At 66.9% G+C, this 14,859-nt stretch carries 3 protein-coding genes; 2 read left to right on the forward strand and 1 reads right to left on the reverse strand.

Going from position 1 to position 14,859, the window contains the following annotated elements:
• Positions 1-524: 524 nt before the first annotated feature.
• Positions 525-10,175, forward strand: coding sequence for an SdrD B-like domain-containing protein (locus RGI145_RS21525; RefSeq protein ID WP_083671319.1), 9,651 nt, complete (start codon positions 525-527; stop codon positions 10,173-10,175).
• Positions 10,176-11,086: 911 nt separating this feature from the next.
• On the opposite strand, the gene RGI145_RS21530 is transcribed toward RGI145_RS21525, so the two are convergent.
• Complete coding sequence (locus tag RGI145_RS21530; protein ID WP_237183320.1) at positions 11,087-11,845, reverse strand: IclR family transcriptional regulator; 759 nt, start codon at positions 11,843-11,845, stop codon at positions 11,087-11,089.
• Positions 11,846-12,514: 669 nt separating this feature from the next.
• Between RGI145_RS21530 and RGI145_RS21535 the strand changes: the two genes are divergently transcribed.
• Complete coding sequence (locus RGI145_RS21535) at positions 12,515-14,788, forward strand: cytochrome P450/oxidoreductase (protein WP_237183321.1); 2,274 nt, start codon at positions 12,515-12,517, stop codon at positions 14,786-14,788.
• The last annotated feature ends 71 nt before the right edge of the window (positions 14,789-14,859 follow it).

A 14,859-nucleotide genomic window follows, 5' to 3' on the forward strand; every position in this document is an offset into this window, starting at 1 on the left:
TCACTCCATCCTCAGGATCGGATCAGCAATGTGGATAGCATTGAAGACCACTCCGAGCGGAACGCAAACTTTGGGCATTCAGCCGGGTAGCGTCTGTGGAAGTCGTGGAAATTGCGGCGCTGGCCGGGAAGTAGGGTTTGGGTGGCCATCGGATCAGGCGGCTGTGGGTGGAATTGCGAAGCGCCTACCTCTGCGTCGAGGTCATGGACGAGATGCTCGACCCAGCACTCAGCAGCGAGACTCCGCAACTTCCACCCAAAGTCACCTGAGCCCTGGCCACCTCAGACCCAACAGCCATTTCCACCACGTCGACGGCCGCTATCGGCACGGCACGGGGATCACCGCGGATCGCTCTCGAGAATCGCAGCCACAGTTCATCGATCGGCTGCCCGGGATCGCTATGGGCGAAGTTCAGCGCGCCTCAAACGGATGCAGAAACAACTTAAGATTGTGTAAATGTGATTTTTTATATCTAATGGTTGCGTTAACCTTTGGCATCCTATCGAACGTTGGGGTGATACTTCATGGCCGCCAATCCTGTGGTGGAAATTCTCCGAGACGGCCAAGTTCTTGCGAATAGGACAATAGTCCCAACCCTGATCGGGCAAGAACAGGTGATCACCTTCCGCTTCGATAACCAGAGTAACGGCGCATCGGGATCAAGCGTGGGCTATGCGCCCTATCTCGACATCCTGCTTCCCCGGAACGGCGCCGATGGCTCAGGTATCGGAGATACGCCGGCGAATGACGGCATCAGCTTCATCGCCGCAACCTATCTGGGACAGCCGGTCAGCGCGACGGTCCTGGAATTCGATGCGCAAGGCCACGCCGCACATCCCTTCGCGAAGCAGGCGGATGGCTCGGCGCTGGTCGTCACCGGCACGCCGGGCGATGCCCTTCTGGTCCTCAACCTACCCTTCGGGAGTTTCACCGACCCGCAGACGCCAGCCGATATCGCCGTGCGCCTCGGCGTGTCGGGTGGGGCGGACCTGGGCATTCCCCTGAACCTTTCAGCGACCGGGGGGTTCGCCTATGGACGCGATCCCCTGAACAATCCCAGCGTCGACTCGCCGGTCCGCGGCCCTACCGCCACGGTCAGCCTCGATCCGCAGATCGCGCAGGTGGATGTCGTCTATGTCGGTCCGGAGCAGGAGACCGCCACCGGCCCGTCCTATCCGCATTCCTGGCTGGTCCAGGGCCTGATCGCGCCCGGCCAGAGCCTCACTGGCTTCACCCTCAGCGACGACCTGCCGGACGGGATCGTGCTGCTTGGCGCGAGCATCGTGAACGGCACTGGCACGGTAACGGTCAGCGCCGACGGCCGACACGTGTCCGCACAGTTCGACGGCACCGTGACGGGGGGCGGCGCTCCCCCTACCCTCAGGATCGACTACTATGTCGGCGCGACTCTCACGGACGGCTCGCCGGTGCTCGATCCGGCGACCGGCGCCTTCCGGGTGATGCGGGATCAGGCGCAGCTTTCCGGCACATGGACGCCCTCGGATGCCCGTGATCCGGTGACGCTGGTGGCGCTGGACCCGGCAGGGCCCGAGGACGTCATCACCGCCAAGTCGATCGCCGTCCAGAAATACGTGTCGGTGGTCGATGCGGCTGAGCCAGGCGGGCATCTGCAGTGGCGGCTGGAGGGCCAGGTCTCGAACTACTTCGAGGTCGACCAACTTCTGCTCACTGACAGCCTCGGCGATGGTCAACACTTCGACGGTGGTTTCCAGCCGATCCTGACCGTCCGCGAGAACGGCGTTACCGTCTACAGCGGTGCGATGACTCAGTACACGGTGGCACGGGACGCGGTCACAGGTGTCTCGACGTTGCGCTTCGACGTTTCCGCCGAGCTGCGCGCGCACGGGCTGGACGATGCGTTGCAGGGCGGCGGTGCCGGCAACCCGAATCCGGCCACGGCCGTGGTCAGCTTCCGCTCGGTGGTGGAGCGTGCCTGGACCGGGCCCGTGCCGGCGGATGGTCTCGTGGATCAGGGCGACCTGCTGGACAACTCTGTCGTGTTCTCGGGACAAGTTGCCGTCACGGACCGGCCGATCGCCGACGGCAGCATGGCGGCGGTCACGCTGCCCGTCAGCACGGTCGAGAAGTCCATCTACGCCATCAACGGCGTGATCTCCCCAGCATCGACCCAGATCGTCGCCGGCGATGAGATCACCTTCCGTCTCAAGCTCGATCTGCCGCTCACCAGCGCGCATCAAGTGCGGCTGACCGATTTCCTGCCGTTGCCGGTGCTGCTGGCCGGCGATGCCGATGCGAATTCCGCCACGGCGGCGTCCTTCGCTTTCGTGAACAGTGTCTCCGGCACGCCACCTGCCGTCGGGATCGCCAGCTTCGGCCCCACTGACAGCTTCCACAACAGCGGCGACCGCTCCGTCGCTCCGACCGTGACCTGGAACACGGCCGGGAACAGCCTGCTCTTCGATTTCGGCGATGTGGATGCCGGCACCTATGATGCGTCCAGCATCGACCTCCTCTTTACCGTGCGGGTCGTGGACGCCCCATTCGGCGACGGCCTGCTGCTGACCAACCAGGTCACCTCCACGGAGACGAACTCGGCGGGCGCGGTGTCGGAAGACAATGCCATCATCCAGTTCACACTGACCGAGCCCACACTCTCGATCAGCAAGTCGGTGATTGCCACCAGCAATGCCCATGCCGTCATCGCGGATGCGGATGGCGGGGCCTGGAGCCCGGCCGGCGTCAACTGGACGGCACCGGGCAGCATGGGGAACCGCTTCAGCGGCACGCTGAGCAGCCAGGCTCTCGGCGCCCAGGCGCTGGATGCCAATGTGACCGGTGTCGATGCCGGCGACGTGGTCAGCTTCGCTCTCATCGTCGAAAACAGCGGCTCCGGCCTCAATGGCGCCTTCGACCTGTTGCTTCGGGACGTCCTGCCGAGTGGATTCGCGATCCCGGATGGCGGCGTCAACCTGCGGGTCACGGACGGGGCCGGGCGGAGCTTGGCCTATACGCTGGAAGGCGGTGGCCTTTTCGGTACGGATGGCGGGCTCCGTCTCACCGACCCGGGACTTCGGGACGGGGGCGTGGACGCCTATGACGCCACCAGCGGTCGCAACATCGTGGTTGTGACCTACGACCTGCTTCTCGCCAGCAACCCCGATGGCACGGCGGTGCAGCCGGGCAGTACCTATCTGAACGGCGCCAGCATCCTGAACTACGCCGCGCTGGAGGGAGGCATCAACCGCGTTCCAAGCAGCTTGGCCGCCGACATGGCCGACGGGGCCACGATCGCCACCGCCGGGCCCACCATTACCAAGGCGGTCGTCACCACTTCCTCCGCTCTTACCGGGACTGCCCGGGGCGATGCCGCGGTCACCGACCTCGCCATCGGCGAGACGGTGACCTACGGTCTGACCATTCGCCTCTCCGAAGGCCTCAGCCGGGATCTGCGGGTCCAGGATTTGCTGCCGAACACGAATGGCGACCTGGAATTCGTGTCCGCACGCATCGTTTCCATCGGCGGCAACCTGTCGGGGATCAACACCTCCGCCACGCCGGCCATCACCGATCGCGACAGCGACGGTGTGCAGGATACGGTCAGCTTCACGCTCGGTGACGTGCTGAACCGCGCCGACAACCTGGAGAATGCCAACGATCTTCTGACCATCGAGGTCGTGGCGCGTGCCCGGAACATGACCAGCAACAGCGCGGGCGACCTGCTGACCAACACCGCCACGGTCAGCGTCGCGGATGGCGACGAGGCCGGCAAGCGCGTCACGGCGAGCGGTAGTGTCAATGTGGAGCTGGTCGAGCCCTCGCTGAGCATCGACAAATCCGTCAATCGGACCAGTGCCGATGCCGGCGACGTGCTGACCTATACAGTCAAGGTCAGCAACGCCAACGGCACCTATGCGGCTTCCGCGCTCGACCTCGTGCTGACGGACCTTCTGTCGACCCTGCCGCCCAATGCCGGCTTCCGGCCGGGCAGCGTGACGGTCGCGGGAACCGGAGCCACGGCGAGCATCGTGACGGGCAATGGCAGCACCGACACCGGACTGCGGGTCGATCTCAGCCGTCTCGATCCGGGCGAAACGCTCACGGTCACCTTCCAGGCGGCGGTCAGCAGCACGATCGCGGCCGGTACGACCGTCTCCGGCAATGCCAGCGTGACCGGGACGAGTCTGCCCGGGGCGGATACGGCGGAGCGAAGCTACACCGTCTCGGACGGTGCCAGCTTTACGGTTCCTCGCCCCAGCGTCGTGAAGAGCGTGGTCGCGACGGACGCTGCCGATACCGGCAGGGCGCGCTACACCAGTCTGACCGACCTCAAGATCGGCGAGACTGCGACCTTCGAGATCACGGTGACATTACCCGAGGGCAGCAGCCCCAGTTTCCGCGTCACCGACCTCCTGCCCGATACGCTGGTGACGGGGACAGGCGGGCGGCTGGCCTATGTCGATGGGTCGGCGGTGCTGGTCTCGACCGGTGGCAATCTGAGCATGGCGGGTGGGGGCGCCGTCGGCACGCCGGTGGTGACCCTGGGCGACAGCAACGGCAACGGGACCGCCGACCGGATTGTCCTGAGCTTCGGCGACCTCGTCAACGCGGCAGACAATGTCGCCAATGCGGCTGACCGGGTCACGATCCGCCTGCAGGCGAAGGTGGTGGACGCGGTATCGAACGAGAACGGCGACACGCTGACCAACACCGCCTACGCCGAGGCGAACGGCCTTGCCGGAACCAGCACCACGGCCAAGGTGGAGATCGTGGAGCCTCGGCTGACCATCGACAAGGCCTCCTCCGTGGTGGCTGGCACGGCACTCGATGCGGGCGCCGAGATCACCTACACGCTGACGGTACGGCACGCCTCGACCAGCCAACTCAACGCCTATGACCTGCTGGTACAGGACCAGCTTCCCGGCGGGCTGGACTTCATCGCGGGCAGCCTATCGGTGAGCGCGGGAACGGCCACGATCACGAACGGCGCCATCGCCGTGTCGCTGGCACAACTCGCGCTCGATGGCTCGCCCCTGACCATCACCTACCGCGCCAAGGTCGCGGATGCGGTCACGCCGGGGCAGGTCTTGTCCAACACGGCCAGCCTATCCTACGACAACCTCGCCGGCACGGGCGGGCGGGCCGGGCCGGTTGTGCAGGATACCGAAACGCGCACGGTGGTGCTGAGCCCGACCCTGGCGAAGACAGTCGCTGCCACCAGCGATGCTGGTACCGGGAGCTCCTATTTCAACGCAGCTTTGCCCGATCTGGCGATCGGCGAAACGGTGACCTTTCGCCTCCTGGCCACGCTGGGCGAAGGCACGCAGCGTGTTGTCCTGAGCGATACGCTGCCGGTGGGCATGATGCTGCTGGGGGCTTCGCTGGAAAGCGTTGGTGCCAATCTCCGCGGCCTCGCGACGCCGGTCGCCACGACCAGCGGGCAGGTGACGCGACTTGATTTCGGGACGGTGACGAATCTCAGCGACAATCTGCGGGACGGGGGAGACCAGTTCTCCGTCCTTGTCACCGCACGCGTCACTGGCCCGGCCCTGACCGCGGGCAGCGTGCTGGTCAATACGGCGCAGATCGACACTTCCGGGCCGGGCGGCGCCGGGCTGCTCAGCGGCACGGCGAGCGCTTCTGCCGAGGTTGTCCGGCCCCTGCTTCTGGTCGACAAGACCACGCCGGTCGTGGTGGGCAACGGCGCCGATATCGTGACCTATTCCGTCGTCATCAAGCACGCCACCGGGAGCACGGCGCCAGCCTACAACCTGCAACTCGACGATGCCCTGGCGCCGGGCCTTGTCCTGGTCGCGGGATCTGCCACCACCACGTCCGGCACGGTCACCAGCGCCAGTGGCGCGCTGCGGTTGACGCTCGACAGCCTTGCCATCGGTGCCGCCCCGGTGGTGGTGACCTACCAGGCACGGCTGGCCGATGGCGTGGTCAACGGCCAGGCGATCACCAACACCGCCGCGCTGCGCTACGACACCGCGCCGACGTCCGGCACCAGCCTCACCGCGAGCGACCCGGCGACGGTGACGGTCAGTCTCGTCAATACCGTGGACAAGGTGCTCTTCGCCACCGACAACGCCGCGACCAGCGGTAGCGATGTGGCGCCCGGCGAGTTGGTGACCTGGCGCATCACCGCTACCCTCGCGGAGGGCGCACAGGCGATCACCCTGAGCGACCTGCTGCCCACCGGCCTGGACTATGTCGCCTCGCAGGTCGTTTCGCTCGGCCGCCTCGGCGGATCGTCGCTGGCGGTGGGGGCAAGCGGCACCTGGGATGCTGCGGCTCGCAAGGTCGGCTTCGACTTCGGTACGCTCCTGAATGCCGGCGACAACCAAGTGACCGCCGGCGACACCCTGGTGGTGGAGGTCCAGGCGCGGGTCGGCACGGCCCCGGCCCATGGCGCGCTGCTGACCAATGGCGCCACCCTGACAGCCTTCGTGCCGGCCAACGTCTATGGCGTGACCCCTGGCACCACCTATGGAAGCGCGAGCGACACCGACACCGTCCGGGACGTGGAAGCCCGACTGGGCGGCAACGTCTTCGTGGATGTCAACGGCAACGGCCTGCAGGATGCGGGGGAGGGGGGCCTGGCGGGCGTCGCGGTGCGTCTGCTGGACGCGGCGGGCAACGACACCGGGCGCGCCGCCATGACGGATGCGTCGGGGCAGTACCTCTTCTCCGACCTGGTTCCCGGTACCTATGCCGTTGCCTTCGGCCGCCCGGCGGCGCAGCAGTTTACCCTGGCGAATATCGGTGCCAACGATGCAGTGGACAGCGACGCCGACCGCGCGACCGGGCGGACTACCAGCATCATCCTGGCCGCGGGGGCGGATGACCGAAGCCTGGATGCCGGCCTCTACGTGCCGGCTTCCATCGGCGACCGGGTCTTCCATGACCTGAACGCCAACGGCATCCAAGACGGCGGCGAACCGGGCCTGGCCGGCATCACGCTGCGTCTGATCGACGCCGTGGGCAACACGGTGGCCACCCGGACCACCGACGGCAGCGGCGCCTACTTGTTCGGCGATCTGATCCCCGGCAGCTACCGCATCGCCAGCGATGCCGCAGGCTGGCTGCTTTCACCGCTCGATCGGGGCAGCAATGATGCCACCGACAGCGACTTTGACCCCGTGGGCCGGATCTCGGCGCCCTTCGCCCTCACCTCCGGCGCCCAGGTCACCAGCCTGGATCTCGGTCTCTGGCGCACCGCCTCGCTCGGCGACCGCGTCTTCCTGGACCGCAACGCCAACGGCATCCAGGATGCCGAGGATACGGGCATCGCTGGCCTGCGCGTGACCCTGCTGGACGCCAGCGGCATTGCGACCGGCCAGACCACCACCACCGACGCGAACGGCAACTACCTGTTCCCGAGCCTCGTTCCCGGTACCTACCGGATACGCTTCGACACCCCTTCACAAGCGCATGCCTCGCCGCGCGATGTGGGAAGCGACCTCACCGACAGCGATATCGACGCCACCGGCACGACCGGGTCGATCACACTCTCCTCTGCGGAGGCAGCACGCAATACGGATGCGGGCTTCTGGTACGATACGAGGATCGGTGACCGGGCCTGGGAGGATCTGAACGGGAACGGGCTCCAGGATGCCGGGGAGCCGGGCCTCGGGGGCGTCGTTGCACGGTTGCTCAATGTCGGCGGACAGGAGGTTGCGCGGACCGTCACGGCGGCGGACGGTTCCTATCTCTTCGCGGGTTATCCGAGTGGAAGCTACAGCCTGCAGTTCCAGGCGCCGGCAGGCTATGTGGCCACGCGGGCCGATGCGGGCGGCAACGACGCGCTCGACAGCGATGCCCTCGCCAATGGCGGTACCGTCGTCTTCGTGAATGCGGGCCCCGATAGCAGCCGCGACGCCGGCTTCTATCGCCCGGTGACAGTCGGCGGGGATGTCTGGCTCGACGTCAACGGCAACGGCGTTCACGATGCCGGCGAGCAGACCCTTCCGGGCGTGCCCGTGCGCCTCCTCGATGCCCTGGGCCAGCCACTGGGGCCCAGCACGGTGACGGATGCCACCGGGGCCTATTCCTTTACCGGACTGGCGCCGGGCAGCTATCGGACAGGCTTCGCACCCCTGATCGGCACCGCTTTCGCTCCCCAGGACCAGGGCGGCTCTGAGGCGCTGGACAGCGATGCCACCGCCGTCAATGGCATTTCCAGCCTTGTGGTCACGCTGACATCAGGCGGGAGTAGCCTGCTCAGCACGGCCGGCCTCGTGCTGGATCTGAGCCAGACCCCTGTGACGGCACCGACCCTCGTGCTCGGCAACGGCAATAACGGCTTTCCCGGAACAGCCAATCCCGAGCGAGTCTATGGCGAAGGCGGCGATGATTCGCTCAACGGACTTGGCGGCAATGACACCCTGTTCGGTGGCGACGGCAATGATACGCTGAACGGGCATGACGGCAACGACACGCTCTGGGGCGGCCGTGGCAACGATAATGTCCAGGGACAGAGCGGCAACGATGTTATCATCGGCGGCGAGGGCGACGATATCGGCGAGGGCGGTGACGGCAACGATGTCCTGATCGCGGGTCCCGGCCGGGACAACATGCAGGGCGAAGGGGGCGACGACCTCCTCTTCGGCGGTTCTGGCGACGACATCCTGACGGGCAACCAGGGCAACGACCTTGTTGCGGGTGGCAGTGGGAACGACCGGCTGAGTGGTGCCGACGGGGCGGATATCGTGATCGGCGGCAGGGATGACGGGCGTATCTCGCTCGACCAGCAGGGCAACCTCACCGGGATCGTCATCGGCGACATGCTGGAGGGGAACAGCGGCGCGGATGCTTTCGTCTGGCAGGCGGGGGATGGCGTCGATCTTCTCCTCGACCTCAATCCGGCCGAGGGTGATACCCTGACAATCTATGGCTACAACAGCTTCGCGGCCATCCAGCGGACTCAGGATGGCCGGATGGCGCTCTATCTGGGGCCCGATTCTGCGATCATCCTCAACAACGGTCTGTTCCAGGGCGCGAAACCCGGTGACACCTTGCCGGGAGTCCGCTTTGTGGCCACCACGGCCAATGCGCCCGGCGATCTCGTCGGTTCGGACGCCGTGGTACCTGTCCTGGCGCAGAACTGGGTCTCTACCTTCAGTGGCGCCGGCGCCATCGCCATCGCCCAGGCCTTCCCGCCCGCCGACCCACCGACCTCTCCGCCGAACCTAGCCGACGTGGCTTTCGACCACTTCATCCAGGCCAGCGGCAGCAACGACCGGATTGCGCTGGAGGCGGGCAATAGCTGGATCGAGGCCGGCGCAGGCTTCGACGTGGTGTCGGTGGCGGGTGGCTTCCGGGGCACCGAGACGAGTCTGATCGACGATGGCAGCCTAAGGCTGGACCTGCGTAGCCAGACGGCCCTGCTCCGCAATGTCGAAGAGGTGGACTTCGTCGATGGCAGGCTCCATTTGTCGGTGGACAGTGCTGCGGCGCAGGTAAGCCGACTATACGATGCAGCGTTGGGGCGCGAGCCGGAACAGGCTGGCCTCAACTTCTGGATCGATCGACTGGAAGCCGGGCAACCTCTTCTGACACTCGCCAACGGCTTCCTGGACAGTGCCGAGTTCGGGTACCGCTACGGCCATCCGAGCAACCAGGACTATGTGGCGCTGCTCTATCAGAACGTGCTGGGCCGTGCCCCTGATCCGGGTGGCGAAGCGACATGGACAGCGGCCCTCGCCGCCGGCACAAGCCGTGCCTCCGTGCTGATCGGGTTCAGCGAAAGCCCGGAGAACAAGCGCGCTCATGCGGCTGAGGATGCCGTGGGCATATGGGATGTGGACGAGAACGCTGCCTTCGTCGCCCTGCTCTACGATGCCGCCTTGAATCGGCTCCCTGATGTGAGTGGCTTGGCGAGCTGGCGCGCCGCGCTCGATGCCGGACAGTTCACCAAGGCCACCATGACCGCTGCCTTTACCGAATCCAGCGAATACCGTGCGCTCTATGGTGGCCTCGGCAACCAGCAGTTCGTGCAGGCTCTCTACATCAATGCGTTGAACCGTCCTGCAGATCCGGGCGGACTTGCCACGTGGACCGGGCTCCTGGACAAGGGCGTCTCGCGTGCGGAGGTCATCCAGGCGATCTCCGAGAGTGCGGAGCATGTCGCGATTACGAAACCCTTCATCATGAGCGATGCACCGGATCACTTTGGGATCGCTTTTGCGTAAAGCGATTCAGCTTGGCTCTCGGCGCAGGTGGTATGAGCTGACCGACTGGTTGGTTGAGCGCAGCCAAGGCCATGAGAACGCGGACCTTGCTGATGCTTGATGCCGTCGCTGGTTGCGGTGCCACGTGGAAGCCGGCGCCGCAGCCAGTCCTCCAGCGGGCTCAGCTCGTCGGCCTGTCACTGGACATGGCCATCGCAACAGGAAGGCAGTTTGTCGACCTATTCCACATGTGAACCGCGGCGAGCCGCTCGGAATAAGAAAGTCAGTGCCGCTTCCACCTGAGATAGACTCTACGGGCATGAGCACGCACCTCCACCAGGACATGGCCCTGGTCGAGGAAGCGCTGCTGACGGTGGCAGCATCCAGGAAGAGACCGCACCAGGGAAGAAGCTGGAGCAGGGCCGTCGTCTTACAGGATCTGCTCTGGGCCTTCACGGGCCGATCGTCGTGCTCCGGATCGCCTCGTCTACGAGGCCTATGCGTCGGAGTGCCTGGACCATCCCTGGTTCATGTCGTGGAGGCGACGGCCGGGTCCGGTCGACTTTGTGCGTCTCTCGCTGGAGAGCCGCTACTTCATGATTGCCACGGCAACGATACTCACAGGTGCGCCGATTCTGCGCCAGGCGTTTCGCTACCTCCCCGGATCCTGGCGGGACGATCTTGCAACCATCCATCACCACCTGACCAATGCCGATCGGGACGAATGGCAGCAACGGCAATGCCGTTGGCCTGGATTCTTATCGCGGTGGGTGGGCACATGACCCGGATTATCCTGATTTGGGAACCAAAACGCACATTCGATCCATTATCTTCGTTAAGGAACCATGACACCGGCGGAGGGGTTCCAGGGGAGGCGTCACCTCCGCTGGGGGCCATCGGCAACAAAGGGCCGGAACAAGAACTCGTCGGTATCACTCGATCGGACGGGACAGCGCGGAGTCATCTCGAGATAGCGCCTTCCTAAGTTGGTCGGTGGCTTCGATCACCAGCCGTGTCGACGTGTCGACGTCCAGACCCTCCAGCGCGACGATCCCGAGGCTTGCCTCGACGCCCGGCACCCCACGCAGGGGGCTGGCAACGCCGACCGCCCCCCGCTGCAATTCGCTTCGCGTGATGCTCACGCCGCTCCGGCGCGCCTCCCGGACCGCCGGCGGATCGTCGGACCGTTCATTCCGCCCGGATAGGATCGCGATCCCCGCCGCGCCCTTCGACAGGGGATGCCGGCTGCCGACCCGGTACGCTACTCGGAGCAGCCCCACCTCCGGCTCCGCGACGGCGATGGCAATGCAATCCGTCCCCCGTGCCACGGATACGAAGGCGGCCGCCCCGGTGGCGCGGGCCAGTTCCTGTAGGAGCGGCAAGGCCAACGTGCGCAACTGTGGCTCGAAGCGTGAGGTGAGGACGAGGAGCCCGGCTCCGAGGTGCAGGAGACCGCTCGAATCCCGTGCGATGAGGGCATGGCTCTCCAGCGTCGTCGCCAGTCGGTAGGCGATGGCGCGGTGCACCTCCAGCTGCACGGCCAGGGCTGCGACGGACAAGCCCTCGGGCTGGCGCGAGATCAGGTCCAGCGCCTGCAGCCCGCGGTCAAGCGTCTGGAGCGTGTTACCGGACGCCGTCCCGGCCGCTTCCTTGCGCGCGGCGCCTGATACGGTGGCTCCCTTACTGGGCAATGTTGACGCTCCCCTGCTCGGTTCATTGCGGCACGATAAATGATAATTGTTGTGCGTTATCAGTAAATATAGTTCCATAGGCGCGGGTGGTGCGCCGACGAGCTCGACGGCAGCACGGGCTTGCCCCGTCCCTGTCCTTCGTAGCGTGCACTGGTCCGGAGGCCCGACCGGCCTCGCGTGGTGGCCGCTTCGACCAGCTTGCAGAGGATGTGAATGTGAAGGGCAAGCAGGTCTCCCATCCCGGCCGACACGACGCCCTGCGCCCTGGATGAACCGCCGCGGTGGGCCTCGTGGTGCCTGACGGGGCGGCTCTGGCTCCAGGCTCGCAGCCCGCCGCCTCCCCGGCCGGGGCGCCTCCCTCCGAGGATCGGGCTCTGGCCGAACTAGATGCCGGACCGTCTCCGCCGAGCGCTATGCCACGACGCTGCTGCGCCGGATCGCCGGGCGCGGGGACGGGGTGGTGGTTCCCGCCGTGCCGCGCGGCCGCCTTGTTGCGGACAGGCATTCGAGACGGCCGCGCATCGCATCGTTGACGCGCGGACCTCGCGCATTCTAATGTCCTATTAACGAAGCATACTGTGCGATATTAGTAAATAGGGGGAAGCGATGGACGGGATGGACGATCTAGCGCCGGCTGCCTCCGGATGCCCTTTCCACAAGGCCGCTCCCGTGGCCCCGAACGGCTGCCCCGTCTCGGCGAATGCCGCCGCCTTCGACGCCTTCGACGGCCCCTACCAACTCGATCCCGCGGAGGCGCTGCGCTGGTCCCGGGCGAAGGAGCCGGTCTTCTTCAGCCCGCGCCTCGGCTACTGGGTCGTCACCCGCTACGAGGACGTGAAGGCCATCTTCCGCAACGGCGAGGCCTTCTCCCCCTCCATCGCGCTGGAGAAGGTGACGCCGACGTCGGAGGAGGCGAACGCCGTCCTCCGCCGCTATGATTACGGGATGAACCGCACCCTCGTGAACGAGGACGAGCCGGCGCACCTGGAGCGCCGCCGCGCGCTGCTGCACTCCTTCCTGCCGGAGGAGCTGGTGCATCACGAGCCCATGGTGCGCCGCCTGACCCGGGAATACGTGGACCGTTTCGTGGAGCGCGGCGAGGTGGACCTCGTCGACGAGATGCTCTGGGAGATCCCGCTGACCGTCGCGCTCCACTTCCTCGGCGTGCCCGAGGAGGACATGGACACGCTGCGGGAGTACTCGATCGCCCACACCGTCAACACCTGGGGCCGCCCGAGCCCCGAGGAGCAGGTCGCGGTCGCCGAGGCCGTGGGCAAGTTCTGGCAGTATGCCGGGCGGGTGCTGGAGAAGATGCGGGCGGACCCTTCCGGCCACGGCTGGATGGAGTACGCCATCCGCCGGCAGAAGGAGATGCCGGAGGTCATCACGGACTCCTACCTCCACTCCATGATGATGGCCGGCATCGTCGCCGCGCACGAGACCACGGCGAACGCGACGGCGAACGCGCTGCTGCTGCTGCTGCGGAACCGCGAGGCCTGGGACGCGATCTGCGCCGATCCTACCCTCATTCCCAACGCGGCCGAGGAATGCCTGCGACTCTCCGGCTCCATCGTCGCCTGGCGGCGCCTCGCGCTGGAGGAGGTACGGGTCGGCGGCGTCACCATCCCCGCGGGCGGCAAGGTGATGATCGTCATGGCCTCCGCCAACCACGACGGCCGGCACTTCGAGAACCCGGACGAGCTCGACATCTACCGCGACAACACGACGGAGCACCTCAGCTTCGGCTACGGCAGCCACCAGTGCATGGGCAAGAACCTCGCCCGCATGGAGATGCGGATCTTCCTGGAGGAGCTGACGCGCCGCCTGCCGCACATGGAGCTGGTGCCGGAGCAGGAGCTGGCCTACCTGCCCAACACGTCCTTCCGCGGGCCGCACCACCTGCGGGTCCGCTGGAACCCCGCCCTCAACCCCGAGCGCCGCGATCCCGCGACGCTGGACCGCCGGGCGAGCTTCGCCATCGGCGCCCCGGCCCGGCAGGCCGTCGCGCGGCAGTTGCGGGTGGCCGCGCTGCGGCCGGAGGCGGAGGGCGTGCTCGGCCTCGTGCTGGAGGACCCGCACGGGCGCGACCTGCCGCGCTGGACGCCGGGCGCGCATGTCGACCTCGTCGTCGGGGAGTACGAGCGCAAGTACTCGCTCTGCGGCGACCCACAGGATCGGCGCCGCCTGCAGGTCGCCGTGCGCCTCGAGGCGCTGAGCCGGGGCGGCTCGGCGCATATCCACAACGCCGTGCGGGCGGGCGACATCCTCCGCGTCCGCGGCCCGAAGAACCACTTCCGGCTCGACGAGGGCGCGGAGCGCTACGTGCTGATCGCGGGCGGCATCGGGATCACGCCGATCATCGCCATGGCGGACCGGCTGAAGCGGCTCGGCAAGGGCTACGCCATCCATTACGCCGGCCGCGACCGCGCCACGATGGCCTTCCTCGACAGGCTGGAGCGCGACCACGGCGCGCGGCTGTGCCTCTATCCCGGCTCCGAGGGCCGGCGCTTCGATCTCCGCGCGGTGACCGCCTCGGCGCCGGGCGACGCGCAGGTCTATGCCTGCGGCCCCGACCGGCTGCTCGCAGCGCTGGAGGCTGCCATGGCGGGTGACCCCGCCCGGCTGCATGTGGAGCATTTCGCGGCGACCGGCACGCATCTCGATCCCACGGTCGAATCGGCCTTCGAGGTGGATCTGCGGGATTCCGGCCTCTCGCTGCGGGTGCCGGCCGACCGGACGCTCCTTCAGACCCTGCAGGCCGCGGGCATCGACCTGCCCAGCGATTGCGGCGAGGGCCTCTGCGGCTCCTGCGAGGTGCAGGTGCTGGCGGGCGAGGTGGACCATCGCGACAAGGTCCTCAGCGCCGCCGAGCGCGCGGGCGGGAGCCGCATGATGGCCTGCTGCTCCCGCGCCTGCGGGTGCAAGCTCACCCTAGCGCTCTGAGGGCGGCGCTTATGCGGCCCGGATCGCCGGGGCAAGATCACCGAACCAGAACGGCCCGCGTGGCCTGACCA

Origin of the sequence: Roseomonas gilardii, from assembly GCF_001941945.1 — a bacterium.
In the GTDB taxonomy this organism is placed as follows: Bacteria; Pseudomonadota; Alphaproteobacteria; order Acetobacterales; family Acetobacteraceae; genus Roseomonas.